Annotated in this window: 1 rRNA gene; it reads right to left on the reverse strand. The window is 53.6% G+C overall.

From position 1 onward, the window contains the following. Positions 1-1553, reverse strand: a 16S ribosomal RNA gene (locus tag R7E78_RS24040). Between the last annotated feature and the right edge of the window lie 10 nt (positions 1554-1563).

Below are 1563 nucleotides of genomic sequence, written 5' to 3' on the forward strand. Positions count from 1 at the left end.
TAAGGAGGTGATCCAGCGCCAGGTTCCCCTAGCGCTACCTTGTTACGACTTCACCCCAGTCATGAACCACAAAGTGGTAAGCGTCCCCCCGAAGGTTAAACTACCTACTTCTTTTGCAGCCCACTCCCATGGTGTGACGGGCGGTGTGTACAAGGCCCGGGAACGTATTCACCGTGGCATTCTGATCCACGATTACTAGCGATTCCGACTTCATGGAGTCGAGTTGCAGACTCCAATCCGGACTACGACGCACTTTTTGGGATTCGCTCACTTTCGCAAGTTGGCCGCCCTCTGTATGCGCCATTGTAGCACGTGTGTAGCCCTACTCGTAAGGGCCATGATGACTTGACGTCGTCCCCACCTTCCTCCGGTTTATCACCGGCAGTCTCCCTGGAGTTCCCGACATTACTCGCTGGCAAACAAGGATAAGGGTTGCGCTCGTTGCGGGACTTAACCCAACATTTCACAACACGAGCTGACGACAGCCATGCAGCACCTGTCTCAGAGTTCCCGAAGGCACCAATCCATCTCTGGAAAGTTCTCTGGATGTCAAGAGTAGGTAAGGTTCTTCGCGTTGCATCGAATTAAACCACATGCTCCACCGCTTGTGCGGGCCCCCGTCAATTCATTTGAGTTTTAATCTTGCGACCGTACTCCCCAGGCGGTCTACTTAACGCGTTAGCTCCGAAAGCCACGGCTCAAGGCCACAACCTCCAAGTAGACATCGTTTACGGCGTGGACTACCAGGGTATCTAATCCTGTTTGCTCCCCACGCTTTCGCATCTGAGTGTCAGTATCTGTCCAGGGGGCCGCCTTCGCCACCGGTATTCCTTCAGATCTCTACGCATTTCACCGCTACACCTGAAATTCTACCCCCCTCTACAGTACTCTAGTCTGCCAGTTTCAAATGCTATTCCGAGGTTGAGCCCCGGGCTTTCACATCTGACTTAACAAACCACCTGCATGCGCTTTACGCCCAGTAATTCCGATTAACGCTCGCACCCTCCGTATTACCGCGGCTGCTGGCACGGAGTTAGCCGGTGCTTCTTCTGTCGCTAACGTCAAATAATGCAGCTATTAACTACACTACCTTCCTCACGACTGAAAGTGCTTTACAACCCGAAGGCCTTCTTCACACACGCGGCATGGCTGCATCAGGCTTGCGCCCATTGTGCAATATTCCCCACTGCTGCCTCCCGTAGGAGTCTGGACCGTGTCTCAGTTCCAGTGTGGCTGATCATCCTCTCAGACCAGCTAGGGATCGTCGCCTTGGTGAGCCCTTACCTCACCAACTAGCTAATCCCACCTAGGCATATCCTGACGCGAGAGGCCCGAAGGTCCCCCTCTTTGGCCCGTAGGCATCATGCGGTATTAGCCATCGTTTCCAATGGTTATCCCCCACATCAGGGCAATTTCCTAGGCATTACTCACCCGTCCGCCGCTCGACGCCGTTATCGTCCCCCGAAGGTTCAGATAACTCGTTTCCGCTCGACTTGCATGTGTTAGGCCTGCCGCCAGCGTTCAATCTGAGCCATGATCAAACTCTTCAATTTAAGATTTTGT

It is taken from the genome of Vibrio sp. YT-19(2023) (assembly GCF_033337395.1).